Annotated in this window: 15 protein-coding genes; all 15 read right to left on the bottom strand. The window is 54.3% G+C overall.

The genetic code is table 11. The annotated features are described in order from the left end of the window. The gene (locus tag M1D91_RS03705) at window positions 1-921 is read right to left on the bottom strand and encodes a D-alanine--D-alanine ligase (RefSeq protein ID WP_437431182.1); all 921 of its coding nucleotides are present in this window, start codon (window positions 919-921) and stop codon (window positions 1-3) included. Further along, on the bottom strand, window positions 914-2,383 hold the full coding sequence (gene murC, locus M1D91_RS03700; protein ID WP_437431181.1) for a UDP-N-acetylmuramate--L-alanine ligase: 1,470 nt from the start codon (window positions 2,381-2,383) through the stop codon (window positions 914-916). The genes M1D91_RS03705 and murC overlap by 8 nt, the downstream gene beginning before the upstream one ends. Before the next feature lie 54 nt (window positions 2,384-2,437). Beyond that, complete coding sequence (gene murG / locus M1D91_RS03695) at window positions 2,438-3,505, bottom strand: undecaprenyldiphospho-muramoylpentapeptide beta-N-acetylglucosaminyltransferase (RefSeq protein ID WP_437431180.1); 1,068 nt, start codon at window positions 3,503-3,505, stop codon at window positions 2,438-2,440. Further along, complete coding sequence (gene ftsW, locus M1D91_RS03690) at window positions 3,502-4,746, bottom strand: cell division protein FtsW (protein ID WP_437431179.1); 1,245 nt, start codon at window positions 4,744-4,746, stop codon at window positions 3,502-3,504. Before ftsW ends, murG begins: the two co-directional genes overlap by 4 nt. Next, the gene (gene murD, locus M1D91_RS03685) at window positions 4,746-6,062 is read right to left on the bottom strand and encodes a UDP-N-acetylmuramoyl-L-alanine--D-glutamate ligase (protein WP_437431178.1); all 1,317 of its coding nucleotides are present in this window, start codon (window positions 6,060-6,062) and stop codon (window positions 4,746-4,748) included. Before murD ends, ftsW begins: the two co-directional genes overlap by 1 nt. Window positions 6,063-6,064: 2 nt before the next feature. Further along, window positions 6,065-7,147, bottom strand: coding sequence for a phospho-N-acetylmuramoyl-pentapeptide-transferase (gene mraY / locus M1D91_RS03680; RefSeq protein WP_437431177.1), 1,083 nt, complete (start codon window positions 7,145-7,147; stop codon window positions 6,065-6,067). Beyond that, window positions 7,141-8,499 (bottom strand): UDP-N-acetylmuramoyl-tripeptide--D-alanyl-D-alanine ligase, encoded by a 1,359-nt coding sequence (murF, locus tag M1D91_RS03675; RefSeq protein WP_437431176.1) that lies wholly within the window; start codon window positions 8,497-8,499, stop codon window positions 7,141-7,143. The genes mraY and murF overlap by 7 nt, the downstream gene beginning before the upstream one ends. Beyond that, window positions 8,496-9,983: a UDP-N-acetylmuramoyl-L-alanyl-D-glutamate--2,6-diaminopimelate ligase gene (gene murE, locus M1D91_RS03670; protein WP_437431175.1), complete on the bottom strand. Its 1,488-nt coding sequence runs from the start codon at window positions 9,981-9,983 to the stop codon at window positions 8,496-8,498. The genes murF and murE overlap by 4 nt, the downstream gene beginning before the upstream one ends. Beyond that, window positions 9,970-11,739: a peptidoglycan glycosyltransferase FtsI gene (locus tag M1D91_RS03665; RefSeq protein WP_437431174.1), complete on the bottom strand. Its 1,770-nt coding sequence runs from the start codon at window positions 11,737-11,739 to the stop codon at window positions 9,970-9,972. The genes murE and M1D91_RS03665 overlap by 14 nt, the downstream gene beginning before the upstream one ends. Window positions 11,740-11,754: 15 nt before the next feature. Next, entirely contained in the window at window positions 11,755-12,120 is a 366-nt protein-coding gene (gene ftsL / locus M1D91_RS03660) for a cell division protein FtsL (protein ID WP_437431173.1), read from the bottom strand. Beyond that, window positions 12,117-13,058 carry a 16S rRNA (cytosine(1402)-N(4))-methyltransferase RsmH gene (rsmH, locus tag M1D91_RS03655; RefSeq protein WP_437431213.1) on the bottom strand — a complete coding sequence of 314 codons (942 nt, stop codon included), beginning with the start codon at window positions 13,056-13,058 and terminating at the stop codon, window positions 12,117-12,119. The genes ftsL and rsmH overlap by 4 nt, the downstream gene beginning before the upstream one ends. A gap of 2 nt (window positions 13,059-13,060) precedes the next feature. Further along, window positions 13,061-13,519: a division/cell wall cluster transcriptional repressor MraZ gene (gene mraZ / locus M1D91_RS03650; RefSeq protein ID WP_437431172.1), complete on the bottom strand. Its 459-nt coding sequence runs from the start codon at window positions 13,517-13,519 to the stop codon at window positions 13,061-13,063. 604 nt (window positions 13,520-14,123) lie between these two features. Then, on the bottom strand, window positions 14,124-15,128 hold the full coding sequence (gene cra, locus M1D91_RS03645) for a catabolite repressor/activator (RefSeq protein ID WP_437431171.1): 1,005 nt from the start codon (window positions 15,126-15,128) through the stop codon (window positions 14,124-14,126). 179 nt (window positions 15,129-15,307) lie between these two features. Continuing rightward, window positions 15,308-15,799 carry an acetolactate synthase small subunit gene (ilvN, locus tag M1D91_RS03640; protein WP_437431170.1) on the bottom strand — a complete coding sequence of 164 codons (492 nt, stop codon included), beginning with the start codon at window positions 15,797-15,799 and terminating at the stop codon, window positions 15,308-15,310. A 2-nt stretch (window positions 15,800-15,801) separates the two neighbouring features. Then, complete coding sequence (ilvI, locus tag M1D91_RS03635) at window positions 15,802-17,526, bottom strand: acetolactate synthase 3 large subunit (protein WP_437431169.1); 1,725 nt, start codon at window positions 17,524-17,526, stop codon at window positions 15,802-15,804. Between the last annotated feature and the right edge of the window lie 197 nt (window positions 17,527-17,723).

The following is a 17,723-nucleotide window of genomic DNA, read 5'->3' as shown; positions in this document are numbered from 1 at the left end:
TCACTCCGCCAGATTCAAAATTCGCACCACAAGCTGGGTAAAACTTAACCCCGCCTGGCGCGCTGCCATAGGAACCAGACTATGGCTGGTCATACCTGGCGATGTATTCGCTTCCAGCAAATAAAACTGCCCATCGCTGTCTTTCATTGCGTCTATGCGTCCCCAGCCGCGGCAACCAAGCGCCTGCCAGGCTTTTAGCACCAGAGATTGTAATTTGGCTTCATCTTCCGCATCCAGACCTGCCGGGCAGAAATATTTTGTTTCATCAGAGAGATACTTCGCCTCATAATCATAGAAGGTTCCGGCGGGCTGGATGCGAATTGACGGTAAAATTTCTTCACCGAGTATCGAAACCGTGAATTCCGGCCCACTGAGCCATTTTTCGATTAAAACTTCATCATCATGTTGAAACGCAAGCGCTAAAGCGGCTGGCAATGCACCAGTTTCCTCCACTTTTGACATACCCACGCTTGACCCTTCGCGGCTGGGCTTGACAATAACGGGTAACCCCAGCCCTTCAATGCGCTGAACAACGTCGTTCTTAAGTCCAATTTCAAATTCTTGCCGCGTAACGGCAACGCCCGCTGCAACGGGCAACCCTGCACCCTGCCAGAGCAGCTTGCTGCGCATCTTATCCATCGACAGGGCAGATGCCATTACGCCACTACCGGTATAGGGCAGCTTAATAAGTTCCAGTAACCCTTGCAGCGTGCCATCTTCACCGCCGCGGCCGTGAAGAGCAATAAAGACCTTATCGAAGCCCAGGGATTTCAGCGTCGTGACATCCACTTCGCGTGGATCGACCGGATGTGCATCGATACCGCCTTCGCGCAATCCCTGTAGTACCGCAGCTCCCGAATTCAGGGAGACCTCACGCTCAGCAGAAGAGCCGCCCAGCAGGACGGCGACTTTCTCAGCCATGATGCTCCTCCTCCTGCGGCATAAGCTTCACCTCAGCCAGATGACGTGCAATTTTGCCGATATTTCCAGCCCCCTGGATCAGGATGAGATCGTTACCGGTAAGCACGGGTGCGAGCATGGCGGCGGCCTGCGTCGGATCGGATACCAGAATGGGATCTACTTTGCCACGACCTCGAATAGTACGGCATAACGAGCGACTGTCAGCTCCTGGAATTGCCGCCTCGCCGGCGGAATAAACATCCAGCATTAACAGCGCGTCCACTTGGGTGAGCACATTGGCAAAATCATCATAAAGATCACGCGTACGGGTGTAGCGGTGTGGCTGGAAGATCATGACCAGGTTTTTATCCGGCCAACCCGCACGAGCTGCTTTAATTGTTGCGTCAACTTCAGTGGGGTGGTGACCGTAATCATCCACCAGCATGGCGGTACCCGTTTTGCCGTTAACGGAGGTCAGCGGAAACTCACCAAGGAAATCAAAGCGACGTCCGGTGCCCTGGAAATTCTCCAGCGCGCGCAGGATATCTTCATCATCGATACCTTCTTCTGTTGCCACCGCAACGGCGGCGGCTGCATTCAGGGCATTATGACGACCCGGCGCATTCAGCGTCACCTGCAGCTCAGGCTTATCCTGGCGAATCAGGGTGAAGTGGCCCTGTGCGCCTTTTTGCTGATAGTCCTGTACGCGCACGTCAGCATCTTCACTAAAACCATAGGTGGTAATCTGACGACCTACACGTGGCAGTAATTCGCGGATGACGGGGTCATCCACGCACATCACAGCACGGCCATAAAACGGCAGGTTGTGCAGGAAGTTGATAAAGGTGGTTTTCAGATTTTCGAAGTCGCCCTGGTAGGTATCCATATGGTCAGCTTCGATATTGGTGACAATGGCCACCATAGGTTGCAGATGGAGGAATGACGCATCACTTTCATCCGCTTCCGCAATCAGATAGCGGCTATGACCAAGGCGCGCGTGCACGCCTGCGGCTTTGACCAGTCCGCCATTGACGAAAGTAGGATCTAACCCACCTTCTGCATAAATACTGGAAACCATCGCCGTGGTTGTGGTTTTGCCGTGCGTACCGGCAATGGCAATGCCATGGCGAAAGCGCATCAGCTCAGCGAGCATTTCCGCACGACGGATAACCGGAATACGTGCTTCGTTAGCTGCCACAATTTCCGGGTTATCAGCGGAGATGGCGCTCGACACCACCACAACGCTTGCATCGCTAACGTTTTCAGGGCGGTGATTAAAATAGATTGTGGCCCCCAGCGCAGCCAGTTGCTGCGTAACCGGGTTTGGAGCCAGATCGGAACCGCTGATCTGATACCCTTCATTGGCTAAAACTTCGGCAATACCGCCCATGCCAGCACCACCGATGCCAACAAAGTGAATGTGCCGGACGCGACGCATCTCGGGCACGATTGAACGCAGTTTTGCCAGTTGTTGTGTATTCATTCTTTATGCCATCTACCACTTCAAATTCGCGCGACGCAAAAGGCATCGCCAGTATTAAGCCTGGGCTGCCAGGCTCACTTCGTTTGCCACACGCTCGGTGGCGTCCGGGATAGCAGCGGCACGTGCACGCTCCGCCATCGCCAGTAATTCAGTACGGTTCCAGCTCGTTAACGTCTGGACAACAGCATCCACCGTGAACTGTGGTTGCTCCAGAATCTTCGCCGCACCCGCTTTTTCCAGCGGCAGCGCATTCCAGTATTGCTGCCTGTCTTTATGCTGAAAAGGCACAAACAGCGCCGGTAAACCTGCCGCCGCGATTTCGCTGACCGTCAGCGCACCCGAACGACATACCACGACATCGGCCCAGGCATAGGCCTGTGCCATATCATCAATAAACTCTGTAACCTTATGCCGGGTCTGGCCCGCTTCGGCATACGCCTGTTCAACGGCGTGCTGCGCACCTTTACCACTCTGATGCCAGATAGTGACCGTATCACCAAGCCTTGCCGCTGCCTGCGGCATCGTCTGGTTCAGCACCCTCGCACCCTGCGAACCGCCAACAACCAGCACACGTACCGGCCCTTCACGACCGGGCAGGCGATCCTGTGGCAAGGGCAGCGCCAGCACATCGACACGTACCGGGTTACCCACTACGTCCGCTTTCGCAAATGCCCCGGGAAAAGCTTGCATCACTTTGGTAGCAATTTTCGCCAGCCACTTATTGGTCAGCCCGGCAATTCCGTTTTGTTCATGGAGGACGACCGGAATACCCAACGACCAGGCCGCCAGCCCACCGGGACCTGAAACATAACCCCCCATGCCCAGCACCACATCCGGCCTGTAGCGCTTCATAATGGCGCGCGCCTGACGCCAGGCATTGAAAATACGCAAAGGGGCAAGCAGTAAGGCCTTCAGGCCCTTACCACGCAAACCTGAGATACGAATAAAGTCGATCTCGATACCATGTTTTGGCACCAGATCGGCTTCCATGCGATCGGCGGTTCCCAGCCAGCGTACCTGCCAGCCTTGATCCATTAAATGGTGAGCAACTGCCAGTCCCGGGAAGACATGCCCGCCGGTACCGCCCGCCATCACCATTAACCGCTTCGCCTGACCGCTCATCGTGAACCTCGTGTAAACGCCTGGGCTTTTTCCAGACGCGTTTCATAATCAATACGTAACAACAGCATGATGGCCGTCGACATAATCAACAAACTGGAGCCACCGTAACTAATCAGCGGTAGCGTCAGACCTTTGGTCGGCAACATGCCAGCGGCGGCACCCACGTTGACCAACGCCTGGAAGCTAAACCAGATGCCGATAGAGCATGCCAGGAAGCCAGAAAATCGTTGATCGATCTCCAGCGCTTTACGTCCAATGGACATGGCGCGGAAAGCGACGAAGAATACCATTAAAAGGGCAAGTACCACACCGATATAACCCAGTTCTTCCCCGATAATGGCGAAGATGAAGTCGGTATGCGCTTCGGGTAAATACTCAAGTTTCTGTACTGAGTTCCCCAGCCCCTGTCCCCACAGCTCACCGCGTCCGAAAGCCATTAGCGATTGCGTTAACTGGTAGCCGCTACCAAAAGGATCATCCCACGGATTCCAGAACGACGTTACGCGGCGAATACGATAAGGTTCAGCGAGGATCAGCAGCACTACCGCGGCAATACCGGAACCGATGATGGCGATGAATTGCCACAGCTTGGCCCCCGCAAGGAACAGCATCGCCAGTGTGGTAATAAAGAGCACGACCACCGTACCGAGGTCAGGCTGGGCCAGCAGCAATACCGCCAGCACCATAATGACGCCCATCGGTTTCAGGAAGCCGCGCAGGTTATTACGTACCTCATCAACTTTGCGAACCAGGTAGTTCGCCAGATAACAAAATAGCGACAGCTTGGTGAATTCTGCGGGCTGGAAACGCATGACACCCAAATCAATCCAGCGCGACGCCCCGTTGATGGAGCTTCCCACCAGTAAAACCACCAGCAACATGACAATAGCGGCAATCAACATGGCGGAGCTCCAGCGTTGCCAGAACTCCATCGGCAGGCGCAGCGTCACCATCGCAAAACAGAAGGCCAGGAACAGATACAACGCATGACGCTTGGCAAAGAAAAACGGATCGTCAGTCAGGCGCTGCCCGACAGGCATTGACGCGGAGGTCACCATGATGAAACCGACGGCAGCAAGGCCCAACGTCAGCCACAGCATCGTCCGGTCATACATGATAAGACTGTCATCGTCTTTCACGCGTGAGCCCATCACCCAGCCTTTTAATGCCCCAAATACCCAGGCCAGGATCCCAAATCCTGGCAGGCGTGGCACTCTCAGGCGCGGGAGCGTTAAGCGCATTAACCTAACTCCTCTGCGAGGCGCGTGAAGACATCACCACGCTGTTCAAAGTTTTTAAACTGATCAAGGCTTGCACAGGCCGGGGAGAGCAGAACCATATCACCTGGCTGAACGCGGCTGGCAATAAGGCGCATTGCCTGCTCCATGTCGGTTGTTTGCACAGCGATGTCCGGGCGCAGGGCCGCGAGTTCAGCCCCGTCACGTCCAAAGCAGTACAGGCGCACATTGTCGCCCCCGATATAGCGTTTCAGCGGAGTAAAATCGGCTGATTTTCCATCGCCCCCCAGCAGTAAATGCAGTGTGCCCTCCACATGGAGGCCATTCAGTGCCGCTTCAGTACTGCCCACGTTGGTCGCTTTGGAATCATTGATCCAGCGAACCCCTTTACGCTCAAGCGCGAGCTGGAAGCGGTGTGCCAGTCCACTGAATGTTGTCAGCGCCTTGAGGCTGCTGGCACGTGGCAATCCGACGGCATCCGCCAGCGCGAGCGCCGCCAGCGCATTGGTATAGTTGTGCTGGCCGCTGAGCTTCATCTCTTTAACGTTAAGCACTTTTTCACCCTTCACGCGCAGCCAGGTTTCCCCCTGCTGGCGGTTAAGGTGGTAGTCGCCCACATCCACACCAAAGCTGACACAACGCTCATCAGCACCGCGGACCGGCATGGTTAACCCATCGTCCGCATTGACCACGCAGACACTGGCCTTCTCATAAACTCGCAATTTCGCCGCACGGTATTGCTGAAGGCCAAACGGATAACGGTCCATATGATCTTCAGTGACGTTGAGGATAGTCGCCGCGGCCGCCTGCAGGCTGGAGGTGGTTTCAAGCTGGAAGCTGGAGAGCTCAAGGACGTACAGCTCGCGAGCAGCATCCAGCAGCATAAGCGCAGGCAGGCCAATATTGCCGCCGACGCCCACGTTTACCCCCGCTGAAGTCGCCATTTCGCCGACAAGCGTAGTGACCGTGCTTTTGCCGTTCGATCCGGTGATCGCCACAATGGGCGCCTGCGCTTCACGGCAAAACAACTCGATATCCCCCACAATCTCAACGCCTGCTTCAGACGCCGCGTTGAGTGAAGGATGGGCCAGCGCAATACCAGGACTTGCCACAATCAGATCGGCGCTGAGCAGCCAGTCATCATTCAGACCACCAAGGTGTCGCTCCACTTCTTCCGGCAGCTTATCCAGCCCCGGCGGCGAGGTACGGGTGTCCATCACTTTTGGCGTAACGCCGCGGGCAAGGAAAAAATCCACGCACGAGAGCCCGGTCAGACCAAGACCAATAATGACGACTTTTTTACCCTGGTAATCTGCCATGATTAACGTACCTTCAGCGTTGCCAGCCCAATCAGGACCAGCATCAGCGAAATAATCCAGAAGCGCACAATGACGCGCGGCTCTGGCCAGCCTTTCAGTTCATAGTGGTGATGAATAGGTGCCATACGGAAAATACGCTGGCCGCGCAGTTTGAATGAGCCCACCTGCAAAATGACCGACAGCGTTTCAACAACAAATACGCCCCCCATGATCACCAGCAGAAATTCCTGGCGCAGCAGCACCGCAATGATGCCAAGCGCGCCACCCAGTGCCAGTGAGCCGACATCGCCCATAAAGACCTGCGCCGGGTAGGTGTTAAACCACAGGAACCCAAGCCCTGCACCTACAATCGCCGTGCAGACAATCACCAGCTCGCCCGCGTGACGCAGGTAAGGGATATGCAGATAGCTGGCAAAGTTCATGTTACCCGTCGCCCATGCCACCAGCGCAAAACCGCCCGCTACAAAGACGGTCGGCATAATAGCCAGGCCATCAAGACCATCCGTCAGGTTCACGGCATTACCCGTACCCACGATGACGAAGTAAGCAAGCAGAATGTAGAAAATGCCCAACTGAGGCATCACATCTTTGAAGAACGGCACCACAAGCTGGGTCGCTGGCGTGTCGTTACCGGCAAGATACAGTGCAAAGGCTACGCCAAGTGCAATCACCGACATCCAGAAATACTTCCAGCGCGCAATGAGGCCTTTAGTATCTTTGCGCACCACTTTGCGGTAGTCATCGACAAAACCGATAATGCCGTACCCGACCAGCACGACCAGCACGCACCAGACATAAGGATTGGAGGGATAAGCCCACAGCAGTACGGAAACGACGATGGCGGTCAGGATCATGATCCCGCCCATGGTCGGGGTGCCGCGTTTACTGAAGTGGGACTCTGGACCATCATTACGAACTACCTGACCAAAAGCGAGTTTTTGCAGGCGGGCAATCATACGCGGCCCCATCCACAATGAGATGAAGAGCGCAGTCAGCAGGCTGACAATGGCGCGAAACGTCAGGTACGAAAAGACGTTAAAGCCGGAATAATATTTGACCAAATGTTCGGCCAGCCAAACTAACATGCCCTATTCTCCTGTAATGCGCGTGCAACCTCTTCCATGGCGGCACTACGTGATCCTTTGATCAAAATGGTAATAATCTGCTTATCAGCAATTAACGTCTTTAACCGCGCTATCGCGGATGGCTTATCGTTAAAATGTTCGCCCACGCCGCTGGCATCACTAATGGCTCTGCTCAGCGAGCCAACGCTGATGACAAGATCGATGCCCACGGCTTTTGCCGTCTCACCGACCTGTTGATGACACGCTTCACTTTCATCACCCAGCTCTGCCATATCGCCAACCACCATCACCCGATACCCCGGCATTTCAGACAACACCTGCGCTGCCGCCGTCATTGAGCCAACATTGGCATTGTAGGTATCATCGAGGAGTAACTGGTTTTCGCCGAGCTGCACCGGGAACAGACGCCCGGCAACTGCCTGCAGATTGGCGAGGCCGGTTTTCACCGCCTCATGTGTCGCCCCTACGGCCATCGCAAGCGCAGTGGCTGCCAGCGCATTGGCAATGTTGTGACGCCCGGGCAATGGCAGGACAACATCAATACCGCCTGTCGGCGTCTGCAGCGTAAATTCCGTACCGTGTGAAGTGACGTGAATATTGGTGGCAGTGAAGTCGCTGTTGGCCGCGTTGGGGGAAAAGCGCCAGACTTTGCGTGAGCCAATGATTTCTTGCCAGTTCAACCAGTCATTGTTATCCGCATTCATGATCGCAATGCCGTTGGCAGGCAAACCGGTATAAATTTCACCTTTCGCTTTCGCCACGCCCGCAAGGGAGCCAAACCCTTCAAGGTGCGCCGCTGCCAGATTATTCACCAGCGCGGCTTCAGGGCGCGTGAGTCCCACCGTCCAGGCTATTTCACCCTGGTGGTTAGCGCCAAGCTCAATGACCGCGTACTGATGTTCGTTTGTCAGCCGCAGCAAGGTCATGGGTACACCAATGTCGTTATTCAGGTTTCCGGCGGTATAGAGCGTGTTTCCACACTGGCTGAGGATAGCCGCGGTCATCTCTTTTACTGACGTTTTACCCGAGGAGCCGGTCAGCGCCACTACGCGGGCCGGGACCTGCTGGCGCACCCATGCGGCCAGTTCACCGAAAGCGACGCGCGTATCCTTAACCACTAACTGCGGCAGGTCGATAGCCAGTTTACGGCTGACCAGCAGTGCGCCCGCACCACTTTCTTTCGCCTTATCGGCAAAATCATGGGCATCAAAACGTTCACCTTTGAGCGCAACAAACAGGCAGCCAGGCGTCACTTTGCGCGTATCCGAGGTGACTGCATCGAGCGTCACATCCGCACCGTGCAGTTCAGCATTGAGAACCGCAACCAGTTGACTCAGTTTGACGCAAATCATGCCACCACCCCCAGTAAGCGTGCCGCGGTCACGCGGTCGGAGTAATCCAGGCGATGTGCGCCAACTATCTGATAATCTTCGTGCCCTTTTCCAGCCAGTAAAACCACATCATTTTCTTTCGCCTGCATAATGGCGTTGGTCACAGCTTCCGCACGACCTTCCACCACACGGGCACGCCCGGCGTCAACCATACCTGCCAGTATGTCGTTGATAATGGCGCGAGGCTCTTCAGTACGTGGGTTGTCATCAGTTACTACCGGGATATCGGCAAATTCTTCAGCAATGGCGCCCATCAGCGGGCGTTTGCCTTTATCGCGATCGCCGCCACAACCAAATACGCACCATAGCTTGCCGGTGCAGTGCAGCCGTGCCGCCTGTAAGGCTTTTTCCAGGGCATCCGGTGTATGAGCATAATCCACTACCACGGTCGGTTTACCCGGTGCGCTAAAGACTTCCATTCGCCCGCATACCGGCTGAAGACGCGCAGCAGTTTTCAATAAATCATCGAGCGGGTAGCCCAGCGCCAGCAGCGTTGCCAGCGCCAGCAGCAAATTGCTTACATTGAATGCCCCCATCAGACGGCTTTCAATTTCACCCTCCCCCCAGCTTGAGGTGAAACGAAGGGTGGCGCCGCTGTCGTGATATTCAACGGCGACAGCTTTTAACCAGCGGCCATGACAGTTCGGATTAATATGGTCTTCCATTGAGACCGCGACAGCATCAGGCAAATTGGCGAGCCATCGGCGTCCTACTTCATCATCGGCATTCACAATGGCCTGACCATAGTGATGCGCCGAGAAGAGCAGCCATTTTGCCGCTTCGTAGTGGGTCATATCGCCGTGGTAATCAAGGTGATCGCGGCTTAAATTTGTGAAAACGGAAGCGGCAAAGGTCAGCGCCGCTACCCGGTGTTGAATGAGGCCATGTGACGAGACTTCCATGCCGGCAAAGGTTGCACCTTGCTGCACCAGACTGGCAATCTCATGCTGCACATCCACGGCAGAGCCGGTCGTATTGTCGGAGGGGATGACTTTCCCCAGCAGACCGTTGCCCACCGTTCCCATCACCGCACTGGTTTCGCCCAGCAGCTGACTCCACTGCGCAAGCAGTTGTGTGGTCGTGGTTTTCCCGTTAGTGCCGGTCACACCAACTACGCGCAGGCGTGAAGAGGGTTCGCCGTAGAAGCGGCCCGCAAGCGCAGAAAGGCGTTCGCTAAGCTGGCTAAGATAGATGACCGGCACGCCGTGCATTTCACGAATTTCACCATCGCTGGCTTCATCCTTCGCTTCAGCAATAATGGCAGCTACACCTTGCGCAATCGCCTGCGGGATATATCGACGCCCGTCCGCCTGATGACCTACGACTGCCATAAAAAGATCACCCGATGCCGCAATACGGCTATCGAGTGTCATTTCCCGCAGTGTTCGCTCCGGCGCATTTGGCACCCACGGAGCGAGAAGGTCGCGCAAATTACGATCTGCCACCTGATCCCTCACCTTGATTAATTACAAATTCATTTTTCTCGCCCGTCGCCAGCGCATCCGGTTCGATGTTCATGGTGCGCAGCACGCCACCCATGATGGCACCGAACACCGGCGCAGAGACGGCGCCGCCGTAGTATTTACCCGCTTGCGGATCGTTAATAACGACAACCAGCGCGAAGCGCGGATTACTCGCGGGCGCAACGCCTGCGGTATAAGCAATGTATTTGTTGATATAGCGACCATCCGGGCCGACTTTTTTCGCCGTCCCTGTTTTGATCGCAATGCGATAGCCTTTAATCGCTGCTTTCACACCACCGCCACCCGGCAGCGCGACGCTTTCCATCATGTGTACGACATTGCGCACAATAGATTCAGTGAAGATACGTTCACCCGGAACAGGCGGGTCAACTTTAGTAATCGACAGCGGACGATAAATGCCATAGCTGCCAATCGTTGCGTAGACTCGCGCTAACTGTAACGGCGTTACCATTAGCCCGTAGCCGAAAGAGAAGGTGGCCCTCTCTATGTCAGACCACCGTTGTTTTTGAGGATATAAGCCACTGCGTTCTCCGACCAACCCCAAATTGGTCGCCTTTCCCAGCCCAAAGCGAGAGTAAGTATCTACTAACGCTGAGGACGGCATCGCTAACGCCAGTTTAGAAACACCGACGTTACTCGACTTCTGTAGTACCCCTGTCAGGGTCAATTCACTGTAACGGGCCACATCTTTGATTTCATGGCCATTAATTCGATAAGGGACGGTATTCAGAACAGTATTGGGCGTCACCACGCCACGCTGCAGGGCCGTCATGACAACCATCGGTTTCACCGTTGAGCCCGGTTCAAACACGTCGGTAATTGCCCGGTTACGCATCGCATCTTTTGCCGTGCCGGTGAAATTATTCGGGTTATAGGACGGGCTGTTGGCCATCGCCAGCACTTCGCCAGTGTTCACATCAACCAGTACGGCGCTACCGGACTCCGCTTTGTTAAAGGCCACTGCGTTATTCAGCTCACGGTAGACTAACGCCTGCAGACGCTCATCAATGCTAAGGGCAAGGTTATGCGCCGCCTGGCTGTCAGTAGAGGAGATATCCTCAATTACGCGACCATAGCGGTCTTTACGAACCACGCGCTCGCCCGGTTGCCCGGTAAGCCATTTATCAAAGCTCTTTTCAACCCCTTCAATGCCCTGACTATCGACGTTGGTAAAACCAATGAGGTGAGCAGTCACTTCACCTGAGGGGTAGTAACGACGCGATTCTTCGCGCAAGTGAATACCGGGCAACTTAAGCTTTTTGATGTAGTCGCCTAAATCGGGGTTAACCTGACGCGCAAGGTAGATGAACCGCCCTTTGGGATTGGCATTGATTCGTGCAGCCAGCTGATCAAGCGGCATGTTGAGTGCATCAGACAGCGCTTTCCAGCGGTTATCCAGCGTGACGCCGCCTGCATCTTTGAGCTCTTTCGGGTCGGCCCAGATTGCCTTAACCGGAACACTCACCGCCAACGGACGACCGGAACGGTCGGTAATCATGCCACGCGAAGTGGAGACCTCCTGCACGCGCAGGGAGCGCATATCACCTTCGCGTACCAGCATATCCGGCGCAATGATTTGTAAAAAGGCAACACGGCCTAGCAGGAAGCACAGCGCCAGTAAAATACAGCCGCACAGCAAGGCAAAACGCCAGCTAACAAAGCTGGCCTGTTCTTCCTGGCGTTTCGGTTTTGGCGTTTTGACCGCAGCGGCTTTCATGCGACGCGTGATTCCTTATTTTTGAACAACGATATTCTCCTGAGAGGGATCAACATGCTGCATTTGCAGCTTTTCCGTTGCGATCCGTTCTACCCGGCTATGATCGCCTAAGGCATTTTCTTCAAGGATCAGGTTACGCCATTCGATATCCAGCGCATCACGCTCAAGCACGAGCTGTTCGCGTTGCGCCGTTAATAAACGGGTGTGATGGGCAGTGGTGACGACGGTAACGGCCGTCATGATGATGCAAATGAACAGGCAGAGTGGCAGCTTCCCAAAACGCAGAAGATCGTCACCGATCACGCCAGGCAAGGCGTGGCGTTCGTTGCTTGCTAACGATCCTTTAACCTTGCTCAGGGTCTCCGACACTCTCCCGATCATGCGTTCGTCCTCTCTGCAATACGCAGAACTGAACTACGGGCACGTGGGTTCTCTGCCACTTCTTCCTCACCCGGCATCAACTTGCCCAGGGCTCTCAGTTGACGGCCACCGAGCTTACTAAGCTGTGCTTCTGTCATCGGTAATCCCGCCGGAACCTGAGGACCACGACTCTGCTCGCGCATAAAACGCTTCACAATACGGTCTTCCAGAGAGTGGAAACTAATGACAGAAAGTCGCCCTTCCGGGGCCAGCACCTCAATCGAGCTTTTTAGCGCTTGCTCTATCTCCTCCAGCTCGCTGTTGACCCAGATGCGCACCGCCTGGAAGGTACGGGTCGCGGGATGTTTGAACTTATCTTTCACCGGCATCGCGGCAGCAACCACGGTTGCCAGCTCTTTCGTTCTGGTCATCGGCTCAAGGCGATTACGCTCAACAATGGCGCGCGCTATACGCTTACCAAAACGTTCTTCTCCGAAAGTTTTGATAACCCAGGCAATATCGGCTTCATCAGCGGTTTGTAGCCATTCAGCTGCCGATTGGCCACGGGTTGGATCCATGCGCATATCCAGCGGACCGTCGCGCATAAAGGAGAAGCCGCGCTCGGCGTCATCAAGCTGCGGTGAGGAGACACCAAGATCGAGCAGAATGCCGTCAATCTTTCCGGTGAGTCCACGCTCATTGACATAATCAGCAAGCGCGGAAAAAGGACCATGCACAATGGAAAAGCGGGGATCGGTAATGGTCTTCGCGACAGCAATCGCTTGTGGATCGCGATCAATAGCCAGCAGGCGCCCTTCCGGCCCAAGTTGGGAGAGGATCAGGCGCGAGTGTCCACCGCGACCAAAAGTGCCATCAATATAGATGCCATCAGGACGAATATTCAGGCCGTTAACGGCCTCGTCAAGCAGCACCGTTGTGTGTTTAAAATTTTCCATCATCATTACAGAGACAAATCCTGCAACCGATCTGACAGCATGTCAGTACCCGATTGCTCAGCGTCGATATCTTCCCTGACCTGTTGATACCAGGTCGTTTCATCCCACAGCTCAAACTTGTTGAACTGCCCAACCAGCATCACTTCTTTCGTCAGCCCGGCATGTTGCCGTAAAACGGGGGCTATCAATAAGCGCCCTGCATTATCCATTTGGCATTCGCTGGCATGCCCCAACAACAGGCGTTGTACGCGACGTTCCAGCGGGTTCATGCTTGATAGACGCGACAATTTTTGCTCAATAATTTCCCATTCAGGCAAGGGGTAAAGCAGCAGGCAGGAGTGACGGATATCAATGGTGCATACCATCTGACCGGAAGCATTCTCAAGCAGCGAATCACGATAACGCGTCGGCACGGCTAACCGGCCTTTGCTATCAAGATTAACTAACGTTGCTCCACGGAACATACACGCTCCACCCCTGAATGACCTTTTTCACCACTTTAACCCACAAATCCCCACCGAAGGAGTTTACGGAGCGGAGGAAAACCTTGTCAAGCCAGGGCAAAGCCTAACCAGAGCAAAAGATCTCTTATTCGCGGTTTCATTTCAGATTGGCGAAATACCACTCACCTGATGAGGGAAATTAACGTCATGAATATTTGTAAGAAAAAAAGCAAATATTGATCAGGACGTTAAAGCGTACTCATTAGACGCATATGAAATATAAAATGTCAGTTTGCGACGCGGGCGGCATTTTAAGGCATAACGTGCCCGGATAACAGTACCTGTCTAAGGAATCACAAGAGATTGCTGATGTCAGGCAGGGCAACGATTCTTTAAGTTCGAAAAAGGCACGCCTCGCCCGCTTACGAATGAAGATGTAACAAAACAATACGAGCATAATGTTTAGTTACGTCTTATTTATCCTGCAGATGTAATTAAAAGGGCAGTCGGGAATTAATTAAACCGCTACTTTAAAAAAGTAAGGATTTATCCTAATTAAGAAAATACTTAATGCCGGTATGAGCCCTGTCGCAATAAGGCAGCCCGCGCTGCCTTTAATGGATTTTTACACCCGGCTCAACACGCCACGGCGGTAGAGGTTACGCCGTATACGGCTTAGCCCTGCTTTAGGTTTCCGGGGTTCATCAAGGCTTGCCAGCACGATTTCCAGTACGCGCTCTGCGACATCCCGATGGCGCTGCGCTACCGCAAGCACCGGGCACTGCAGGAAATCCAGTAACTCATGATCCCCGAAGGTGGCAATCGCGAGATCGGAAGGCAATTTGCCATCCCGACGCAGCGTGACATCCAGCACCCCCTGCAGTAATGCAAATGAGGTGACGAATAATGCTTGCGGCATCTTATGGGTTTCCAGCCATTTTTCAAACAGCTGAGCCGCTGCCTCGCGCTCATAACTGTTGGCATAAAGGTACTGCACCTCGCGTGGATCGTCCTGCCATGCGGTCCTGAAACCCTGCTCGCGCAAAAAACTCACGGACAGTTCAGGTAGTGCGCCCAGATAAAGCACGTTTTCAGCGGGGAAGGTACGCAGTTCAGCCGCCAGCATCTCTGAATCATCCTGATCGGCCCCGACCACGCTGGTGAAGTGTTCCCGATCCAGCGCCCTGTCCAACGCGACGATAGGAAAGGCATCGTTTGCCCAGCGCTGATAAAAAGGATGCTCCGGCGGCAGGGAGGTCGAAACGATAATTGCATCTACCTGACGCTGCAAAAGATGCTCAATGCAGCGCATTTCGTTATCAGGCTGATCTTCCGAACAGGCAATCAGCAGCTGGTAACCGCGCTGACGGGCCTGGCGCTCAAGATAATTTGCAATCCGTGTATAACTGGTGTTTTCCAGATCCGGAATAACCAGACCAATAGAGCGCGTGCGACCCGCCCGCAATCCAGCCGCCACCGCGTTCGGGTGGTAATTATGCTCACGCACAACCGCCATAACCTTCTCGACGGTTTTGTCGCTTACACGATATTGCTTTGCCTTTCCATTAATGACATAGCTTGCCGTGGTACGTGAGACGCCGGCTAGCCGGGCGATTTCATCCAGTTTCACAATTGCCCCTCGAAAAATAAAAGAACTCCATAACCTTTTTAGGGATATAGGTTAAATTCCATAACATCTAAGCGCAGAATAGTCACTGCGGCAACCGCTTTTATGTTCGCTTCAGGTGGATTTCGCAAAAAAAAGCCCGGCAGTGGATGCCGGGCCTGGAATTTATCTACGCAAACAGCTTAACGCATGATTTTGTCACCGCGCGATAAGCCAACCACGCCTGAACGTGCGACTTCAACAATCTTCGCAACGTCCCGAATTGTCGCAAGAAAAGCATCAAGCTTGTCGCTGGTACCCGCCAACTGGACAGTATAAATGGAGGGTGTTACGTCGATAATTTGCCCACGGAAGATTTCTGCACTGCGTTTGACCTCTTCCCGGCCATACCCACTGGCCTGCACTTTTACCAGCATGATTTCACGCTCAACGTAGGCTCCCTGACCAAGCTCATTGACGCGAAGCACGTCGACCAGCTTGTGCAGCTGTTTTTCAATCTGTTCCAGTACTTTTGCATCGCCAACCGTCTGAATGGTCATACGCGATAGCGTGGGATCGTCAGTTGGCGCGACCGTCAGACTTTCAATGTTATAACCACGCTGGGAGAACAGACCAATCACGCGCGACAGTGCACCTGACTCGTTTTCCAGTAACACAGACAATATCCGGCGCATAATTACGTCCTCTCCGTTTTGCTAAGCCACATCTCATCCATACCGCCGCCACGAATATGCATCGGATAAACGTGCTCTCCACCGTCAACGCACACATCCACAAACACCAGGCGGTTGTTACGCACCTGTTCAAGCGCTTCCGCCAGCTTGCTCTCAAGCTCAGCAGGCTGAGTGATTCGCATCCCCAGATGCCCGTAAGCTTCAGCCAGGCGAACAAAATCCGGTAAAGAGGTCATATACGACTGGGAATGGCGACCGGAATAGATCATGTCCTGCCACTGTTTAACCATGCCCAGATAGCCGTTATTGAGATTGAGCACCAGCACCGGTAGCTCATACTGCAGCGCCGTGGAAAGCTCCTGAATGTTCATCTGAATACTGCCATCACCGGTGACGCAAACGACGGTTTCAGCCGGCAACGCCATTTTCACCCCTAAGGCCGCAGGCAGGCCAAAGCCCATCGTTCCCAGCCCACCGGAGTTGATCCAACGCCGTGATTTATCAAAGGGGTAATAAAGGGCTGCAAACATCTGATGCTGGCCGACGTCAGAAGTCACATAGGCTTCACCATTGGTCAGCCGCCAGAGGGTTTCAATAACAGCCTGCGGTTTAATACTTTCGCCCTGCTTATCATATTTAAGGCACTGACGCGCGCGCCACTGATCGATACGCAGCCACCAGTCGCGCAGATCGTCCAGAGGTTGCTGCGTCTCCTCCTGAGCAAGCAGATCCAGCATGATCTCCAGCACCAGACGCGCATCCCCGACAATGGGCACATCAGCCTGCACGGTTTTTGAGATTGACGTAGGGTCGATATCAATATGCAGCACGGTGGCATTTGGGCAGTACTTCGCCAGATTATTGGTGGTGCGATCGTCAAAACGGACGCCAACGGCAAAAATCACATCGGAATTGTGCATGGTCATGTTGGCTTCATAGGTGCCATGCATGCCCAGCATCCCAAGCGCCTGCCGATGAGTGGCCGGAAACGCGCCCAGTCCCATGAGTGAAGAGGCGACCGGGATATTGAGCTTTTCAACCAGCGTTCGCAGTTGCGCTTCACAGCCGGAGGTAATCGCTCCTCCGCCCACATAGACAACCGGTTTTTTCGCGGCGATCAACGTTTGAAGGGCGCGCTTGATTTGTCCTTTATGACCGTGTGTGGTGGGATTATACGAACGCATACTCACCGTCTCAGGCCAGACATAAGGAAGCTTGTTGGCGGGGCTAAGAATATCCTTTGGCAAATCAACCACCACCGGGCCAGGGCGACCGCTGGCAGCCAGCCAGAAGGCCTTCTTCAGCACCCCAGGAATGTCTTCCGCTTGCTTCACCAAAAAGCTGTGTTTCACCACAGGGCGGGAGATACCCACCATGTCGCACTCCTGGAAGGCGTCGTAACCGATTAAGGAGGTTGCCACCTGCCCGGAAATGACCACCAGAGGAATAGAGTCCATATAAGCAGTGGCAATGCCGGTGATGGCATTGGTTGCTCCCGGGCCAGAGGTCACCAGAACCACCCCTACTTCCCCCGTTGCCCTGGCGAGGCCGTCGGCCATGTGCACGGCGGCTTGCTCGTGACGAACCAGCACATGGTCGATGCCACCGACGGTATGTAGCGCATCGTAAATATCGAGGACCGCGCCCCCGGGGTAGCCGAATACTTGTTTAACGCCCTGATCGATTAGCGACCGGACGACCATCTCGGCTCCAGACAACATCTCCATGGTTTGCCTCCAGGCTAGTGTTTGTCGACGGGCAGTAGAATTCATTTCAACTGCCGACTCTGTCGCTCTGCTCAGAACAGGACATTCCTGCATTCTGATTATGAATGGCCGTTACCATAACCGCAGAAAATCTGGCAGGCAATCAGCGCCCCCTCTGCCGCATCCGTCATCAAAAGTGAAAACAGGATGTTAGTTTG

The organism is Enterobacter sp. SA197, from assembly GCF_054131575.1.
The sequence above is the reverse complement of the archived record's forward strand: the minus strand, read 5'-3'. Positions and strand labels throughout refer to the sequence as shown.

Excerpts from the sequence above, each read along its gene's own strand:
- ftsW (WP_437431179.1), bottom strand. The coding sequence starts at position 4,746 with ATGCGCTTAACGCTCCCGCGCCTGAGAGTGCCACGCCTGCCAGGATTT.
- M1D91_RS03665 (WP_437431174.1), bottom strand. The coding sequence starts at position 11,739 with ATGAAAGCCGCTGCGGTCAAAACGCCAAAACCGAAACGCCAGGAAGAA.
- ftsL (WP_437431173.1), bottom strand. The coding sequence starts at position 12,120 with ATGATCGGGAGAGTGTCGGAGACCCTGAGCAAGGTTAAAGGATCGTTA.
- ilvN (WP_437431170.1), bottom strand. The coding sequence starts at position 15,799 with ATGCGCCGGATATTGTCTGTGTTACTGGAAAACGAGTCAGGTGCACTG.
- murG (WP_437431180.1), bottom strand. The coding sequence starts at position 3,505 with ATGAGCGGTCAGGCGAAGCGGTTAATGGTGATGGCGGGCGGTACCGGC.
- mraY (WP_437431177.1), bottom strand. The coding sequence starts at position 7,147 with ATGTTAGTTTGGCTGGCCGAACATTTGGTCAAATATTATTCCGGCTTT.
- rsmH (WP_437431213.1), bottom strand. The coding sequence starts at position 13,058 with ATGATGGAAAATTTTAAACACACAACGGTGCTGCTTGACGAGGCCGTT.
- murC (WP_437431181.1), bottom strand. The coding sequence starts at position 2,383 with ATGAATACACAACAACTGGCAAAACTGCGTTCAATCGTGCCCGAGATG.
- M1D91_RS03705 (WP_437431182.1), bottom strand. The coding sequence starts at position 921 with ATGGCTGAGAAAGTCGCCGTCCTGCTGGGCGGCTCTTCTGCTGAGCGT.
- mraZ (WP_437431172.1), bottom strand. The coding sequence starts at position 13,519 with ATGTTCCGTGGAGCAACGTTAGTTAATCTTGATAGCAAAGGCCGGTTA.
- ilvI (WP_437431169.1), bottom strand. The coding sequence starts at position 17,526 with ATGGAGATGTTGTCTGGAGCCGAGATGGTCGTCCGGTCGCTAATCGAT.
- murD (WP_437431178.1), bottom strand. The coding sequence starts at position 6,062 with ATGGCAGATTACCAGGGTAAAAAAGTCGTCATTATTGGTCTTGGTCTG.
- murF (WP_437431176.1), bottom strand. The coding sequence starts at position 8,499 with ATGATTTGCGTCAAACTGAGTCAACTGGTTGCGGTTCTCAATGCTGAA.